General features: G+C 46.9%; 12 protein-coding genes, 1 tRNA gene and 2 pseudogenes. 10 read left to right on the plus strand and 5 right to left on the minus strand.

Annotation, left to right across the window (positions count from 1 at the left end):
• Positions 1-80 precede the first annotated feature (80 nt).
• Together prfB and lysS are read left to right on the plus strand one after the other, a co-directional pair.
• Positions 81-1,179, plus strand: a protein-coding gene (prfB, locus tag F0319_RS20605) for a peptide chain release factor 2 (protein WP_096151315.1) whose coding sequence is annotated in 2 segments (ribosomal slippage) — positions 81-155 and positions 157-1,179 — 1,098 coding nt in all. Because the reading frame shifts where the segments join, the coding sequence is not laid out codon by codon here.
• Positions 1,180-1,188: 9 nt separating this feature from the next.
• Positions 1,189-2,706, plus strand: coding sequence for a lysine--tRNA ligase (gene lysS, locus F0319_RS20610; protein ID WP_021242046.1), 1,518 nt, complete (start codon positions 1,189-1,191; stop codon positions 2,704-2,706).
• A 38-nt stretch (positions 2,707-2,744) separates the two neighbouring features.
• Here lysS and idi read toward each other — a convergent pair whose 3' ends face one another.
• Positions 2,745-3,287 (minus strand): isopentenyl-diphosphate Delta-isomerase, encoded by a 543-nt coding sequence (gene idi / locus F0319_RS20615; protein ID WP_111963199.1) that lies wholly within the window; start codon positions 3,285-3,287, stop codon positions 2,745-2,747.
• Positions 3,288-3,450: 163 nt separating this feature from the next.
• On the opposite strand from idi, the gene actS reads away from it, so the two are divergent.
• From actS to F0319_RS20635, 4 genes are all read left to right on the plus strand, one after another.
• A complete protein-coding gene (actS, locus tag F0319_RS20620) occupies positions 3,451-4,194 on the plus strand; it encodes an amidase activator ActS (protein ID WP_149367673.1) in 744 nt (247 codons plus the stop codon).
• 80 nt (positions 4,195-4,274) lie between these two features.
• Positions 4,275-4,348, plus strand: a tRNA-Gly gene (locus F0319_RS20625).
• Positions 4,349-4,437: 89 nt separating this feature from the next.
• Positions 4,438-6,390, plus strand: coding sequence for a site-specific integrase (locus F0319_RS20630; RefSeq protein ID WP_149367674.1), 1,953 nt, complete (start codon positions 4,438-4,440; stop codon positions 6,388-6,390).
• Positions 6,391-6,572: 182 nt separating this feature from the next.
• Positions 6,573-6,809 carry a hypothetical protein gene (locus F0319_RS20635; protein ID WP_097470197.1) on the plus strand — a complete coding sequence of 79 codons (237 nt, stop codon included), beginning with the start codon at positions 6,573-6,575 and terminating at the stop codon, positions 6,807-6,809.
• 389 nt (positions 6,810-7,198) lie between these two features.
• Here F0319_RS20635 and F0319_RS20640 read toward each other — a convergent pair whose 3' ends face one another.
• The 3 genes from F0319_RS20640 to F0319_RS20655 all read right to left on the minus strand — a co-directional run bounded on the left by F0319_RS20640 (position 7,199) and on the right by F0319_RS20655 (position 11,900).
• On the minus strand, positions 7,199-9,493 hold the full coding sequence (locus tag F0319_RS20640) for an AAA family ATPase (protein ID WP_149367675.1): 2,295 nt from the start codon (positions 9,491-9,493) through the stop codon (positions 7,199-7,201).
• 373 nt (positions 9,494-9,866) lie between these two features.
• Positions 9,867-10,199, minus strand: coding sequence for an NIPSNAP family protein (locus F0319_RS20645; protein WP_149367676.1), 333 nt, complete (start codon positions 10,197-10,199; stop codon positions 9,867-9,869).
• Positions 10,200-11,432: 1,233 nt separating this feature from the next.
• On the minus strand, positions 11,433-11,900 hold the full coding sequence (locus F0319_RS20655; RefSeq protein ID WP_097470193.1) for a DUF1643 domain-containing protein: 468 nt from the start codon (positions 11,898-11,900) through the stop codon (positions 11,433-11,435).
• 193 nt (positions 11,901-12,093) lie between these two features.
• Between F0319_RS20655 and F0319_RS20660 the strand changes: the two genes are divergently transcribed.
• Complete coding sequence (locus F0319_RS20660) at positions 12,094-12,654, plus strand: recombinase family protein (RefSeq protein ID WP_123007250.1); 561 nt, start codon at positions 12,094-12,096, stop codon at positions 12,652-12,654.
• Positions 12,655-12,920: 266 nt separating this feature from the next.
• Here F0319_RS20660 and F0319_RS20665 read toward each other — a convergent pair.
• Positions 12,921-13,409: pseudogene (locus tag F0319_RS20665) on the minus strand (hypothetical protein); the annotation flags it as partial.
• A 122-nt stretch (positions 13,410-13,531) separates the two neighbouring features.
• On the opposite strand from F0319_RS20665, the gene F0319_RS20670 reads away from it, so the two are divergent.
• The 3 genes and pseudogenes from F0319_RS20670 to F0319_RS20680 form a co-directional block, all read left to right on the plus strand.
• Positions 13,532-13,990, plus strand: a complete 459-nt coding sequence (locus F0319_RS20670; RefSeq protein ID WP_023344848.1) for a helix-turn-helix domain-containing protein — start codon at positions 13,532-13,534, stop codon at positions 13,988-13,990.
• Positions 13,991-14,159: 169 nt separating this feature from the next.
• On the plus strand, positions 14,160-15,038 hold the full coding sequence (locus F0319_RS20675; protein WP_240168124.1) for a DUF6998 domain-containing protein: 879 nt from the start codon (positions 14,160-14,162) through the stop codon (positions 15,036-15,038).
• Positions 15,039-15,664: 626 nt separating this feature from the next.
• Positions 15,665-15,898 (plus strand): annotated as a pseudogene (locus F0319_RS20680) (POTRA domain-containing protein); the annotation flags it as partial.

Genomic DNA, 15,898 nt, shown 5'->3' on the forward strand with positions numbered 1-15,898 from the left:
CTCTATAAAAAAGGGCGTGGATTCGGTACAATCCCGCTCTTATCACCGCATTTTGACAAGTCCATAAAAGAAAACAGACCATGTTTGAAATTAATCCGGTAAAAAACCGTATTCAGGACCTCACGGAGCGCTCTGACGTTCTTAGGGGGTATCTTTGACTACGATGCCAAGAAAGAGCGTCTTGAAGAAGTAAACGCCGAGCTGGAACAGCCGGACGTCTGGAACGAACCTGAACGCGCACAGGCGCTGGGTAAAGAGCGTTCCTCTCTCGAAGCTATCGTAGATACGCTGGATCAAATGGCCCAGGGGCTGGAAGATGTTTCCGGTTTGCTGGAGCTGGCCGTCGAAGCTGACGACGAAGAAACCTTTAACGAAGCCGTGGCAGAACTCGACGTGCTGGAAGAGAAGCTGGCGCAGCTTGAATTCCGTCGCATGTTCTCCGGCGAATACGACAGCGCTGACTGCTATCTCGATATTCAGGCAGGTTCTGGCGGCACCGAAGCGCAGGACTGGGCCAGCATGCTGACGCGTATGTACCTGCGTTGGGCAGAAGCGCGCGGCTTCAAAACCGAAATTATCGAAGAGTCTGAAGGTGAAGTAGCGGGTCTGAAATCCGTCACCATCAAGATCATTGGCGATTACGCCTACGGCTGGCTGCGTACCGAAACCGGCGTTCACCGCCTGGTGCGTAAGAGCCCGTTCGACTCCGGCGGCCGCCGTCATACCTCCTTCAGCTCCGCGTTCGTTTACCCGGAAGTTGACGAAGATATCGATATCGAAATTAACCCGGCGGACCTGCGTATCGACGTTTACCGCGCATCCGGCGCGGGTGGTCAGCACGTTAACCGTACGGAATCGGCGGTGCGTATTACCCACATTCCAACCGGGCTGGTAACACAGTGCCAGAACGACCGTTCCCAGCATAAGAACAAAGACCAGGCCATGAAGCAGATGAAAGCGAAGCTTTATGAGCTGGAGATGCAGAAGAAAAATGCTGAGAAACAGGCGATGGAAGACAACAAGTCTGACATCGGCTGGGGCAGCCAGATCCGTTCTTACGTCCTTGATGACTCCCGCATCAAAGACCTGCGTACCGGGGTTGAAACCCGTAACACGCAGGCGGTGCTGGACGGCAGCCTGGACCAATTTATCGAAGCAAGTTTGAAAGCAGGGTTATGAGGAACCAACATGTCTGAACAACAAGCACAGGGCGCTGACGCGGTAGTCGATCTTAACAACGAACTGAAAACCCGCCGCGAGAAGCTGGCAGCGCTGCGCGAGCAGGGCGTGCCGTTCCCGAACGATTTTCGTCGTGACCACACCTCAGACCAACTGCACGCTGACTTCGACGCGAAAGAGAACGAAGAGCTGGAAGCGCTGAACGTTGAAGTGGCCGTTGCAGGCCGCATGATGACCCGTCGTATCATGGGTAAAGCCTCCTTCGTGACCCTGCAGGACGTTGGCGGCCGCATTCAGCTGTACGTTTCCCGTGACGATCTTCCGGAAGGCATCTACAACGAGCAGTTCAAGAAGTGGGACCTGGGCGATATCCTGGGCGCGAAAGGTAAACTGTTCAAAACCAAGACCGGTGAACTTTCTATCCACTGCACCGAGCTGCGTCTGCTGACCAAAGCCCTGCGCCCGCTGCCGGACAAATTCCACGGCCTGCAGGATCAGGAAGCGCGCTATCGTCAGCGCTACCTGGATCTCATCTCTAACGATGAATCCCGCAAGACCTTTAAAATTCGCTCCCAGATCATGGCCGGTATCCGCCAGTTCATGGTCAACCGCGACTTTATGGAAGTGGAAACCCCGATGATGCAGGTGATCCCTGGCGGCGCGTCTGCGCGTCCGTTCATCACCCATCACAACGCCCTGGACCTGGACATGTACCTGCGTATCGCGCCGGAACTGTACCTGAAGCGTCTGGTGGTTGGTGGTTTTGACCGCGTGTTCGAGATCAACCGTAACTTCCGTAACGAAGGTATCTCCGTTCGTCATAACCCAGAGTTCACCATGATGGAACTCTACATGGCGTATGCGGATTACAAAGATCTGATTGAGCTGACCGAATCTCTGTTCCGTACCCTGGCTCAGGATATTCTGGGCACCACGCAGGTCCCTTACGGTGAAGAAGTCTTCGACTTCGGCAAGCCGTTCGAAAAACTGACCATGCGCGAAGCGATCAAGAAATACCGTCCGGAAACCAACATGGCGGATCTGGATAACTTCGACTCTGCGAAAGCGATCGCCGAAAGCATCGGTATCAAGGTTGAGAAGAGCTGGGGTCTGGGCCGTATCGTGACCGAGATCTTCGAAGAAGTGGCCGAAGCGCACCTGATTCAGCCGACCTTCATCACCGAATACCCGGCGGAAGTCTCTCCTCTGGCGCGTCGTAATGACCAGAACCCGGAAATCACTGACCGCTTCGAATTCTTCATCGGCGGCCGTGAAATCGGTAACGGCTTCAGCGAGCTGAACGATGCGGAAGACCAGGCTCAGCGTTTCCAGGACCAGGTTGACGCGAAAGCGGCAGGCGACGACGAAGCGATGTTCTTCGACGAAGACTACGTGACCGCGCTGGAACACGGTCTGCCACCAACGGCGGGTCTGGGCATTGGTATCGACCGTATGGTTATGCTGTTCACCAACAGCCACACCATCCGTGACGTGATCCTGTTCCCGGCGATGCGCCCGGTGAAGTAAGACGTTAAGATGTAAAAAAAGCCCCGAAAGGGGCTTTTTTATTGCGCCGCGAAGGCTTTAAGTTCTTCGCGGGCGGCCGTCGCTTCCATGACCATCCACGGGCTAAAAGCCCAGGGCGTCGCGTCCAGCGCGCGGAATAACGCCTCCAGCTCAACCCACTGATAGTCCATCACTTCATCTTCGTTTATCGTCACGTCATTGGTGATGCGGGCGGCGAATACCGGGCAAATTTCATTTTCCACGATCCCGGACGGGTCGGTTTCCCGATAGCGAAATTCAGGGGCGACGGCGGTGATATCGGTCAGTTCAGCGCCCACTTCAAAGCGGCAGCGGCGGATTATCGCCTGGACTGTCTCTTCGCCCGACTGCGGGTGGCCGCAAACGGAGTTGGTCCAGACGCCGGGCCAGGCTTTTTTGCTTAAGGCGCGTCGGGTGATCAGACATTCCCCTTTTGCGTTAAAAAGCCAGGAAGAGAACGCCAGATGCAGCGGGGTATGTAACGTGTGAGCGGCATATTTTTCCTGAGTGCCAATCACCATTCCCTGGTCGTTTACCAAAATAACGTGTTCTTGAATACTCATTGATGCTCCAGTGCCAAAATGCCGAGTGGTTCAGCACCATCAGCCGAAGCATTATACTGCATTCTTATACGAACGGTTTGGCTCGTAGAGCGGAAAAGGGCATGACCCTTATTCGTTTTGGCTGTTATCATAGTGCGCCATTCACGCTGACCGAGGATCTGTTTTGTTTGCAGGAAGCCTGACGAGAAAACCCCTTACCGCTATTTTTTGCCTGACGCTGACGCTATTACTGGCGGGCTGTTCAGGGAGCAAATCTTCGGATACGGGAAGCTATTCCGGTTCGGTCTACACCGTTAAGCGCGGGGACACCCTGTACCGGATTTCGCGCGCAACGGGGACCAGCGTGAAGGATCTGGCGCGACTGAATAATCTCTCTCCGCCCTACACCATCGAGGTGGGGCAGCAGCTAAAGGTTAGCGGCGGATCGTCCGCGGGCAAAAAATCCTCTTCGAAAGGCAAAACCGCCAAAGTGACGCCGTCCTATCAGGTGCCGCAATCGTCATGGCCGCCGGTTGGACAGCGCTGCTGGATTTGGCCTGCCAGCGGTAAAGTGGTCTCCCCTTACTCACTCTCTGAAGGTGGCAACAAGGGTATTGATATCGCCGCTGCGCGCGGTACGCCGGTTTATGCCTCCGGGGCCGGGAAGGTGGTTTACGTCGGTAACCAGCTGCGCGGCTACGGTAACCTGATCATGATTAAGCATGGCGAAGACTACATCACGGCCTATGCGCACAACGACACGATGCTGGTCAACAACGGGCAGAACGTCAAAGCCGGGCAGAAGATTGCCACCATGGGCAGTACCGGTACGGATTCAGTGAAGCTGCACTTCCAGATCCGCTATAAGGCGACGGCCATCGATCCGCAGCGCTATCTGCCTGCGCCCGGCAGTAAGCCGAAGTGCTAAGTGATTATTTAATCGCCGGTTAGTTGTGAAGAGGCTTGTATGAAGGTGTGTAAGGTCTATAATGCCTTACGCACCTCAAAGCGGGCGTAGTTCAATGGTAGAACGAGAGCTTCCCAAGCTCTATACGAGGGTTCGATTCCCTTCGCCCGCTCCAGAATTCCCCTAACGTATTCATTCCACTATCTTTTTCTAAACCATACGTGACGGCGCTCGTGATCCTCCTACAAAGGGGTCATACAGCCGATGGCGCAGCGTGATAATCTTTATCGACGTCCAAGTGGTATCTATGTTCTGCGGATCACCGTTCCGGTTCGTTATCGCGCCCTGATAGGGCAGCGTGAAATTCATGCATCTACCCGCACAACCCACCTTGCAAATGCCAGAGCTATTGCCGCGTGTTTGCTGGAGAAGTGGTATGCGTCTCTGGAAGAGTTCAGGCAAGTGGATAAAGAGAAGATCAGGGGCAATGCCCCATTGTTGACTGGCGCTGGCAAAATCAGCCTGGCATTGTTTTGCGATTCATTTGGGGTTGGGGTTGAGACTGTCGTTCAGCATCTTCTGGCAGACAATGTGCCGCTGTATGCCCTTGTGTCGAACCAGCGTGGCTTTCTGATTGATGATTTCAGCACGCTTGAGCGTGATCCTGATACGCATGGGTTCGTTTTGAATAACATTGCGTATGACGGTGCTGAGGCTGCGGTGAACGGCTATATGCAGCTTTATCAGCCGCAGTTTGCCCTTGTTGAATTGCTGAACGGGCGAGAGGTTGAGGTTACGGCATTCAGGGCTAACAACGGCAATCCTCTTTCCCTCTGGTTGTTGGATTTACCCGGGGTTACGCTGAATGCAAATTCTTTGTTCATCAACAACGTGCAGGCTGAAAAACTGCGTAGCGCCTGGGATAGAGCGATTGCGAAATCGGAACCGACATCAACCACCTCACCAAAAGCTTCTACAGTGCCATCAACAGTGCTTCCTGCGGCCGCTACCATGAATCCGTATTGCAATCCGTTGTATGCGAGTATGACGGTTTCAGCATTGCTGAAAGCGTTTCTGGTCTACAAAAATACGGGTGATATCAAGTTAGCCAGCGAGGGTAAAATTCGCTCCAGAATTGAACACTTCACGGAGATCATGGGCGATATGCCCTTGAGTGAGCTGGATCGTGATGTTGTGAAGGACTACGTCAACAGAATGCAGAGTATGCCCGGCAATCTGTATTTGATGCGACGAAAATACAAGATTTCAGATACGCATAAGCTGATTGAAACGGCATTGGCTGATGGTCAGCCGGTCATGAGCCGAGATGCGATTGGCAGGCATATTGAATCACTGGGTTCAATGCTCAAATGGGCTAAGAGCGAACGTTATCTTTTTGATAACCCTGCTGATAATGTGCTGGCTCAACGCCGTGTGATGGTGCGTGAGCAGGATCGCCGCGACCTATTCACCAATGATGAACTAGTGCAAATTTTCTCGGCTGATTGGTTTAAGAAAGGCTCGGGAACGCCCAATCAATACGGTCGTTATACGAGCTTCCGCCCGTTTCACTACTGGTTACCTCTGCTGGCATTATATGTGGGCGGGCGCATCAATGAGCTTTGCCAGCTTTATCTGACGGATATTCGTGAAGATAAAAACGGCGTTGCCTACATTGATTTTAACCTTGATGCGCCAGATAAGATGATGGATGAAGAGGCGCAGGCTGGCGGCGATAAATCATTAAAGACGGTGAATGCAATCCGTCAGGTTCCAATTCATCCGCGACTTATCGAACTAGGGCTGCTGGAGTATGTGGATGCGCTGAAAGCAGCCGGGTATGATCGTCTTTTCCCTGAGTTAAAGCACAACAAAATCAAAGGATATCGCGCCGCCGCCTCAAAATGGTTTAACGAAGACTACTTTGGCAAAGTCCTCGGTTTTCCCCGTGACGGTAAAAAAACATTCCACTCCCTGCGTCATACGTTCATTAACGCAGTAGACGCGTTTGAAAGCAACGAGCGCACCATTGCGCAGCTTGTCGGTCACGTTCGCGGCAGCACCACCGCGATGACAACCTATCGTAAGGATGCTGATGTGGGAGAGCAATTGGACGTGATTTCGCAGCTTCGCTACAGTTTGCCTGATATTGCACAGTTCGACTCGCAAGCGGGTATCAAGGCGGTCATCGACGCACGGCGCAGACATAAACCCTAGGATATGCCAAACGCGCCAGGAAGCCCGCAGGCGCGTTTTTATCATGGGTAGTAGAAAATCATGGTTAGGAGTCTGCGGCGCTCTCATAGTGCGACTGCTGAAATTTAACGAGATGAGCAAACTAAACCGCGTATTCTTTATCAGTATAGTGATATCAAGTTCGAAGCGGCTATGGGGGACGTATGAAGGGTAAACAATGGATCAGCACGCAAAAACATAAACAGTTCTATTGGGCTCGTATTGAGTTTGAGGAATGGTGGATGGAGAGAGAGTGGGAACATCCTGTTTCTCGATTTATCCTCAAGACATCTGGTTTTTTTATGCTGATCGTTCTGGGTGCTGCCTCACTGTTTTTTGGTATTGGTTCACATAAGAAAGCCTTTCCAGAATTGCATCCTGAAGATAAACACCGCGGATAACTAATGGTGGCACTTCCTTACTGTAAGGATGGGTTTGCCGAAGCCAAAGGTTTTAAACTCAATGCTTGATAGAGAGGCTTTCAATCCTAGGATATTGACTTTTCACGTCCAAAAACTCTTGCGAGGAAAAGAACTGGTATAGTAAAGATCACCCACTAGGAACCCTTTTTCTGTGCTTGAGAGCGTTACGTTGGGGCTACTGGAAGTCACTCCATTTGTTTGCGAAGATGGTGTAGCTGCGGTAGCTGATGCACTACAAATTAAAAGAAAAAATAGAGAGCGTAAACTTAAACAATTAACATAAGTTTGAGTGTTTTTTTGTTAGCTATTTGGTTTGATTTTTTGTTATAGCATGGCATCCCCACATAAAATTTGCGGGGATGCAACTATCAGTTTTTCTGACAAACACTTACCATTTCATCATAATGAACCTTGTCAATTTCTTCTATCCATAAAAAGATATCTCCGATTACGTTTGTGCCTTCACCTATTAAATTTTCAGCAATATCTTCATTCATTTCGATAACAGCACTATGGGAATATTTGTTAATGAAACGATAAACCTTTTCTTTTTTATTGCTATCAAAGGCAATACAATTTTTTACAGCAACATCCATTAGTTGTGATAAATCTGATCTATGTTTTGGGTATTTGAAGTTTAAAAATGATTCTAACAATTTACGAGATAGATTTGCTGTAAAGAATGCCTGCTCACGAGTTAGTCGAGGATGTTCTTTATGTTTATACAAAGTATCAAAGATATAATGATATTCTGAGTTGTAATCAATTAAACTCGGGTCAGCATTACATATTGCTGATGAGCGAGGCGTAACAGCACTGGGTTCAATGGTATAGAAAAATGCGTTTTCAACTTTTTCTTTCCTTTTTCTGTTTTTATTGTTTGTATTGAACCAGTCGCGTGCCAATTTGAAAAACGTAAAGTTATGAGTTAGTAAAAAAAGTTGCTTTGCATCATTACAATACGTTTTTATAAATGAATATGAATGAAATAGATGGTTTGAATCAAAACTCGAAACGGGATCATCGAAAACAATGATGCTGTCGGAGATTTTATTATCATTCTCTGTTAGTTTTGTTATAAAGTAAATCAAGGCTATGGCAGTTTTTTCACCCTCGCTAAGATTAGGTGCATGCCCAATTTGGTTATCTCTGAGTATTTCGTATCCATTTTTTTCTTTATTAAATTGGAGGGATAATTCTGAACGACCAAGAAAACCGTGTAGATGCTTATTGAAAATATCTGCTGCTATGGTTTCATTTGATAACGAATCTTCAATGGATTTTATTTCTGCTTTTATTTCTTTTAGGTCATTATCATTTGTTTGCAAGTTTTTTGTTTCTGCATCGCGATTTGATATTTTCCTGAAATAATCGAAGCTATTTACCTCCGATGCTGCATAGTGTGACTCAAGTTTTGATTTTACCTTGTGAGTTTCTTCTTTGAAGTCTTTGCATTTTTTATTATGCATTTCTATTATTTTATTAATTTCGGTTGCGATTTGATTGAAGTTTATAAATAAGGAGTTAGGTATCTCAATGGCAAAGAGATCAATGTTGAATGGGTTAGTTATTTTTTCATCTAATGTTTTCTCCCATTCATTGATGTAACTGTTTATTTTTTCAGCCTCATCTTTAAGGAGTGATGATTTTTCTTTTAGAAGATCTTTATGTTCGTCATAAATATCAATATCACTGTTGCTTGCTAACACAATGAATTGGCTTGTTAACCATGTTTTAGCTTTGTCTAGAGTTTCTGAAAACTTTCTGTATTCATCATTAAAATGTGCGTTTAATTCATCGATTCGTTCTTGTGAAATCTTGTTTCCGCAAAAATGACAGCTATCGCTACCTAGATTTAAATTCAATCCACTAAAAACCCAAGATTGTATATCTTGATTGTTTTTCAAGCTCTCAATAACTTTGTTTGTTACTGATTGTTTAAATAGTTCATTTAACCTATCTTGTGCTTTTTTAAGTAGAGAAGAGTCTACGCTCGGAGTTTTGGTTGTAATTGCCGGTTTTTGTGTGGGATTTGCTGCTTTAGTTAACCTTGCTACTTCATTTATATCTAGGATTGAATCTGCTTTTTTTATTAGATCAACATTTGACGTGATGAAGTTTTCAAGTTTTGTTCTGTTATAACTTAAAAATCTTGAGTCACTGGTATCAATGACTTGCAAGCTGGTTTTAGTTCTCTTAGCTGCATCCGTTAGGAACTTTTGAAGTTCTTCTGTAAGTTTGTCATTCGCTATTTTTCGTCTTACATACTCCTTTGTTTTTTTATCAAAAGATGCTCTCAATTCCTCTAATTTTTTCTTCTCTTCAATTTTTTCCTGAGCTATCAATAAAATACTTTTTACTGAATTATTCCAGTCAATGTTTTTGTTTATGAAGCTTTGATTGAATACTTTCAGATTTAAATTATTTGCGGAAATGTTATCTTTTGTTATCGTTCCTTGTTCGAAGGTTTTTATAGAAAAGGTTGAATTAGGGTATCTAGTGTTCTGACGGTTTTCTATCTGCTCAAAAAGCGATGATAATGTTGATTTTCCGCTTCCATTCCAGCCGTATATTAAATTAAGCCTTCCAAAATCTTTTGCATCAGTCTTGATGTAATTTCTGAAAATTCCGTAGTCTCTAAGTAAGTCAATGCTTTGCACCATAGTAGTAACCCTGAGTTATTATATCTATGCCATTTTTTCTCATACAGACTTTACGAATAAAAATACTCTATTATTTGTATGTGTTGCGATAGTTTTATGGTTCAACAATTTGATATATGCCAAAAAAACGTTATATCTTCGCAGTATCAAGCTCATTGTCCGTAAGTTTAGTGATAGCGATCTAACTTCCTCTACGGGTAACAGCCTGCGAAAGAAGCGCAACAAGAAATTGCGAAAAGAACCGCAACAGCTTGACTCTCTTTCTTGATCTAACGCGCTCAGAACGATTCTGACGCGTTTTTTATTAAGGATTGTAGATTTCATAGTGCGAAATTTGGAGATGCTCAAAACGCGTTTGGTGAAGCCATATGACCTACGATTGCACCCGCAGCCCGTTCACACTTTCCGTCGGGAGGCTGATCACTGTTTTCGTGCAGGTCTCTATGCTGCCAATGATGTCTTGACGTGGGCCATTGCGCCAGTCATCACTCGCATAAAAGGCATCAAGAGCCGCAGCCATGCTTTCAACACTGTCAAAGGCGCGGATCAGGTAATAGCAATCCGGGTCATGAAGCGAGTTGCCAAACGAAACAACATCGATCCCGTGGCGGCGGTGTAGGGGAACGCTGATTTCCTGCATGATTGCGTGAAAAGCAGTTCCGGTGCCTTTGCGTAAGGTGTATTGCAGTATTTCGACGGTTATCAAAAAGTTGTCTCCGTTGGTAGCTACTGGGCGGTTCCTTGTTTATAGAGATTAAAGTAAACCTGGCCTATGAAGCTACTACTAAGCAGACAGCTATTCGCAAGCCGAAGCAGCAAAACCCTTCAGACGCACAGGGAAGCTGTGTGGCGCGTTTTTTCTCAGGGGTAGTGAAATCATGGTGCAGAATTAGCGGCGCTGCCATTGAGTTTCTGGCGAAGCCAGTGGAAACAAGCGTAACCTTGCCATTGATGGAATATGCGGCATCGTGCTGAAAAATATCAACTAGCGGAGCATAGACGTCTATGGCGACCTATCGACAAATTGCTGATGATGTTAAATCTCGAACAGGGGGAACAGTCAAAACATGCTGGATAGCGCATGTTAAGTCATTGCATGGGCTAACCCGCCGCGTATCTCCAAACCGGATCAGCACCCAAAGCCGAGTTTACCCTTGTCCTGAAAAATGGGTAGCGGAGATAGAGCAATCAATGAGAAATCTGGGGGAGCTTTAGCTTGACCGCGTTGCTTAACTTTGGAGGCTGTTTGCCTCTATAAGGAGAAGCCTGCCACATCCGAAGTTTTTGAACGCAATGCCTGTGAGGGATGTTTGCCGATCTAGGAGATCCACTTTTTCGCGCCCAGCTTATCTGGCTGCTTTTACACCGCGAACACGCTGAACGTCAGCAGCTTCTGGTTCGTGTTTGGTTGTTACGCAGGAGAGGTAAAAACGGCAGGTTTACTTTTGACGGGAACGCCATAAGACACCAAACAGCAGATAAGTGTAATTGTTAAAAATGTTAAAACATAACTTGTTCTTTAAGATGTAAACCCTTCCTCGGGGGGGAAGCCGGACATATCAACCCTAAGGCCATCTGAGAAGATAGCCTGTAGGTTGCTCGGTTCCCCTTGCCAGATGAAGATCAAGTCTTCCTCGTGGTGTGACGACCTTTCTTGAAAGATGCATTATGCGCAAAAGAAGCTACTCAAGAATCCGCCGATAGCTACTTTCACCCTCTGCTTGGCTGCATCAAACGCTTGCGCGCCCTACCTACCACAATCAACGTTACGCAGAGTTCCCATCCTGACGTCTTCCGCTAAACAGCGGTGATCTCCACCTACCCGGACCGGTTTACCGCATGAGGTAGGTGTCAGGAGAGAAGCTAGCACACCATCATTTTAAAGAAAAGTCATATATATCATATGGCTGCGTTCATATTCTGAACGCAGTTATCGATGTTAACCTAAAGGTATGAGAACACTGTCGTTTTTCATATACAAAGGGTGCTTCGGCTCACCTGTAGCGTTTAAGACGAAGCACATTGTGCTCTCTGGCAATAGCTGTCGGACGGTCGTTGAGCGTTTGAGGTGTCTTCCTTCATTTCCCCATGCGGCGACAACCAGTCCTGCACCGCTAACAAGACGTATCAAGTGGCTATCGTTATCTTTGCCAATGGGATCAGCCGCTTTCATCATTTCATGTCGCTGGGTGTGAACGAATGCGAACAGGTTGGCCATGTATACGCCACCGTAGCCCCAGCTTTTGGCAAACGATATGCAGCGGCTCAAGGTGTGATCATCCTTCTCAGCATCGGCGTATGAAGGGTTTAGCCCTATGAAAAGGGTATACGGTTTTGATTCGTCCCAGACTCGTGATAACGAGTAGCGATACTTACCGCACGGTGAAAAAATCGCGTCTTTAATCATTTCGGTTGTCCTTATGAAGTGATGGGTTTCAGCCTAACATGTCTTCACCCGTTTTAAGCGCCAACAAACGACCGTTTTCTGGCACCTTTCAATCATGCGCTTTAACACTGTTGGAAAATTAGCCTTGGCTTTTTTGGCAGGCCATCCTATTTTCATCACCGTTTTCCGGCAGGGGCCGGATGAGGAGATGACTATGGCGATTTTTGGCTACGGGCGTGTTTCGACATCGCAGCAGGATACTGAGAACCAGCGTCTGGAACTCGAGCAAGCTGGATGGACTTTCGACTTTTGGTTTACTGATGTTGTTAGCGGGAAGGTTCCTGCGGTGCAACGCAAAGCGTTTTCTGAAATGCTCAGCAAAATCCGCGATGGTGAAACATTGGTAGTTGCAAAACTAGACCGTCTGGGACGTGATGCGATTGATGTTCTGCAAACGGTCAGAAAGTTGGCAGATCGAAACATCAAGGTTATTGTCCACCAGCTTGGCACGACTGATCTCACCTCCGCTGCGGGTAAGCTTCTGTTGTCAATGCTGGCAGCGGTTGCAGAGATGGAACGTGACCTGCTGATTGAGCGGACCCAGGCTGGTTTGTTGCGGGCAAAAGCCGAAGGTAAGAAACTGGGAAGACCGCCGAGAATCGCCCCAGAAGACCGTAGAGCGATTACCGAGAAAAAGAATAATGGAACCAGTGTCAGTGCTTTAGCGCGCGAATACGGCGTTTCCAGAGCAACTATTACCGCAATCTTTGATTAATCTTGAATTTTTCACATACCTGATTGGCAGGTTTGATAAACCAATGCTTCAACTTCTTGCGGTTTTTTTGCGGCCATGTCTTTGTAAACCATGCCAGCAAGGGCATGGGCAAAAACAATATTACTCTCAGTGATGCCGGGTTTGCCTCTGAGATCTTCAATTTGTTGTTGGTAGACAGAAATTGGGTTGTGCTCGTCTCGCCCGATGGCAATATTTTTTGCCATCGTTGACCATGCAGTGCATACAGTATCGTTAGCATCTCTCTTCAACGAGCTTTCCAGCGCCTTATCACCTGTAATGGCATGCTGCGCCCACGCTGAATTGTTGGCGATAAACTTTTTGGATCCGGTCGCAATACCATATTCGATGCGAATGCCATTATCGTGATAGCTACCGTCAGCATCTTTAGTCGCTAGCTTTAGAGATATGCGGCAACCGGGGAGCGTTTTGTGTTCTTGCACCGAGACAATAACGGTGTCCGTATCGCAATCAGCAAAGCTGTATTCGGGGTTAACGTAAGTGTTAGTTTTGATTAACAGCCCGGTAAGACCGTTTTTATAGCCTTTTACCGGCAGCGTTTTGAAGGCGCTGCGATCACCCTTTTTGATCGCTTCCCGGAAGTGATCCATACCGATGCGCGTCGCCAGTTGATCGATGCTTTCTGCTGCATAAGATGCAGATGACGCAGCGATTAACATAATGGTCAGAACAGACTTGGCTGAAAAACCGGGCTTACTAAGCCGTGTTTTTGACATGTTGTTATCCCTCAGAATCCACCCCAGCGGTGATTTTAACCGCATGATAACGGATTGATTAAAAATGTCACTATTGGAGCGTGGCTCTTTAGTGGACATCTGCGCAAATTCAGGTCATGAAAATGACCCTGAGAAAACTGTTTGGACAACGAGTAAAAGAGCTGCGCATTGCCACCGGAATGAGCCAGGAAGCCTTTGCTGATCGGTGTGGGTTTGCACGTAGCTATATGAGCAGAATTGAACGTGGTGGCTCTAATGCGTCTCTGGACGCGATTGAGGTGCTGGCTAACGCTTTGAGCGTTGAGCCGTGGCAGTTGTTAGCGTCTGACTCATCTGAAGATAACGACCCGGAACTGTTGGTTCCATACGCAGCCGATGGTTCCTGTTTTCACCCCGGTTTGGCGAGCACCCGTGATGGTTCGTTTGGCGTAGGTGATAAAGCGGCTCAGAAGCGTTTTGGCACGTTTTCTGAAGCTCTTGAGTATCTCCGTAGCATGGAGACAGCAAAATGGCGTAGGCCCAATGCCAGTGGCAACTGGGGTATTGTTTCGGCAGTGCGGTGGGGCAAACTGAGAAAGTGAAGTAAGTGTAAGTTTATAAATTCTGGATGCTGTATTAATGAACAGTCTTCTTTGGCAAAAGATGAGACACCTATGAATCAGTCTTACTCTTCTATAAGAGTCGACAAAACATCAAAATCCAGGTGCGTTACGTAGGCGTTACAGTGGCATTTCACTTCGGCAATGGAGAGTGTTTTTGAAAAATAATCATTTAACATCATATGATTGGCTAAATGCGCTGAATAATCTTGAATTGCTTTCACTTCATTCCGAAATTTTAACGCAGTTGCGTTCTAGAGGTGTCATTCGCACCAAGAATAATCCAGTTGGTGACTATGCTGAATGGCTGGTTTCTAATGCACTGGGTATGACTCTTCTCAGTAATTCGTCGGCGGGTGCTGATGCCATTGATGCTGATGGCCTGAAAGTGCAGATCAAAGCTAGGAGAGTTACGCCGGATAATCCTTCCCGGCAGCTTAGTGCCTTGCGTAACTATGAGGCAGCCGATTTTGATTATTTAATCGCGGTTATTTTCGATGAGACTTACAACATTCTTGATGCTTACAAAATCCCACATGAAGTAATACGAGATTATGCACGGCATAGTGACCACGTTAACGCACATATCGTTAACCTCAAGGGCGCGATTCTTACTGATCCCCGAGTTAGTTCCATCAAAGAAGACTTGATTGTCAGGAGTTCGGCTTCAGTCAATGAAGCGGCTATGCAAACCCTTCCACCCGAACCTGTGGAAGAGGTTTTGAATCAACCAGAGAAGATAACGAGTAGTGTTACCCTGGTCAGCCTCCTTAAGGCTATTGGAATGGAGTGTTTCGTAAACTACTACCATCATTTTGCCGATTCAAATTTACCAAGCGCTTATATCATTGAGCAAATGCACTCACGTGAGGGTTATACAAAGAAAAGTTGCCGGAGCCGTCTCAGTAAAGCGCGAAAAGTGATCAGGGATGGTTTAAGTATTGAGGCTTTGACGTTGATCGCTGACTCTGGGCGAATACAAGATTCTGTCAGAAGTGACGCGCTAAAACTTATCAGCGTTCTGGAGTGAAGCTGTTTGCAAAACGTTGTAGTTCCTCCTACAAAACCCTCCTACAATGCACCAAGTTTTTGTTAATAAATCCATGGGATTACGAGATCTTTGGAACGGGGGTGATTTCCCTTCGCCCGCTCCAGCTTTTCATGATGTTATTTTCATTTGCCTGCTTTTTACCCTGTCTACGCTTTTCCATACAGGTATCGTCATGCTGTTTTTTTGATAGCTTCAACGAAGTTATCACGCATCCCTCCATATTTAGCACTGAGCTATCAGGCGCCGTAAGAATTTGCAGTACGATGAATACAACGGATAATTTTATCTGCACTGCTAGCTGATCTTTATATCTAAATATTGAGATGATTGGTTAATATTTTATCAAAGGATAAATAATAGAAATTACAGTTATGACGCTCTTCGTGATAACGGAGTTTATTTTTTTACTTAACGCAAATATTACTACCAATTATAGTAGCCTTCTTTTTGAGACTATTCCCTATTGCGCCAGAGTTGGCATACTGAAGAAAATCAAAAAATTATTCTTTTATATGTGCTATTACAGCAAAGCCGCCTTTTTTTGCTCGTTATTTTTTTGCTCTCTGAGCCATGCAGCCCCCCTTACTCCTGCTGACCGGGACACAGTGCGTCAGCAGCAGGAGGAACTGTTATTAAAGAACCAGCAACAGCGTGAGGAGCTGGAGCGGGGTATTCCTCGCCCCGCGCCCGCCAGACCGCTGCCGGCTACCGGCGCCGGGCCCTGCTTCACCATTAATACCATTACCCTTTCCGGTGCGACCCTAATCTCCCCGAAAACCCGGCAGACCCTTGTCGCGCCGTGGCAGGGCCGCTGTCTGGATATGGCAAAAATAACGGAA

Origin of the sequence: Enterobacter vonholyi (assembly GCF_008364555.1) — a bacterium.
Lineage (GTDB): Bacteria > Pseudomonadota > Gammaproteobacteria > Enterobacterales > Enterobacteriaceae > Enterobacter > Enterobacter vonholyi.

What these genes read in the sequence shown, in the direction of transcription:
- lysS (WP_021242046.1), top strand. Translation starts at nt 1,189, where the DNA reads ATGTCTGAACAACAAGCACAGGGCGCTGACGCGGTAGTCGATCTTAAC.
- idi (WP_111963199.1), bottom strand. Translation starts at nt 3,287, where the DNA reads ATGAGTATTCAAGAACACGTTATTTTGGTAAACGACCAGGGAATGGTG.
- F0319_RS20630 (WP_149367674.1), top strand. Translation starts at nt 4,438, where the DNA reads ATGGCGCAGCGTGATAATCTTTATCGACGTCCAAGTGGTATCTATGTT.
- F0319_RS20635 (WP_097470197.1), top strand. Translation starts at nt 6,573, where the DNA reads ATGAAGGGTAAACAATGGATCAGCACGCAAAAACATAAACAGTTCTAT.
- F0319_RS20640 (WP_149367675.1), bottom strand. Translation starts at nt 9,493, where the DNA reads ATGGTGCAAAGCATTGACTTACTTAGAGACTACGGAATTTTCAGAAAT.
- F0319_RS20655 (WP_097470193.1), bottom strand. Translation starts at nt 11,900, where the DNA reads ATGATTAAAGACGCGATTTTTTCACCGTGCGGTAAGTATCGCTACTCG.
- F0319_RS20660 (WP_123007250.1), top strand. Translation starts at nt 12,094, where the DNA reads ATGGCGATTTTTGGCTACGGGCGTGTTTCGACATCGCAGCAGGATACT.
- F0319_RS20670 (WP_023344848.1), top strand. Translation starts at nt 13,532, where the DNA reads ATGACCCTGAGAAAACTGTTTGGACAACGAGTAAAAGAGCTGCGCATT.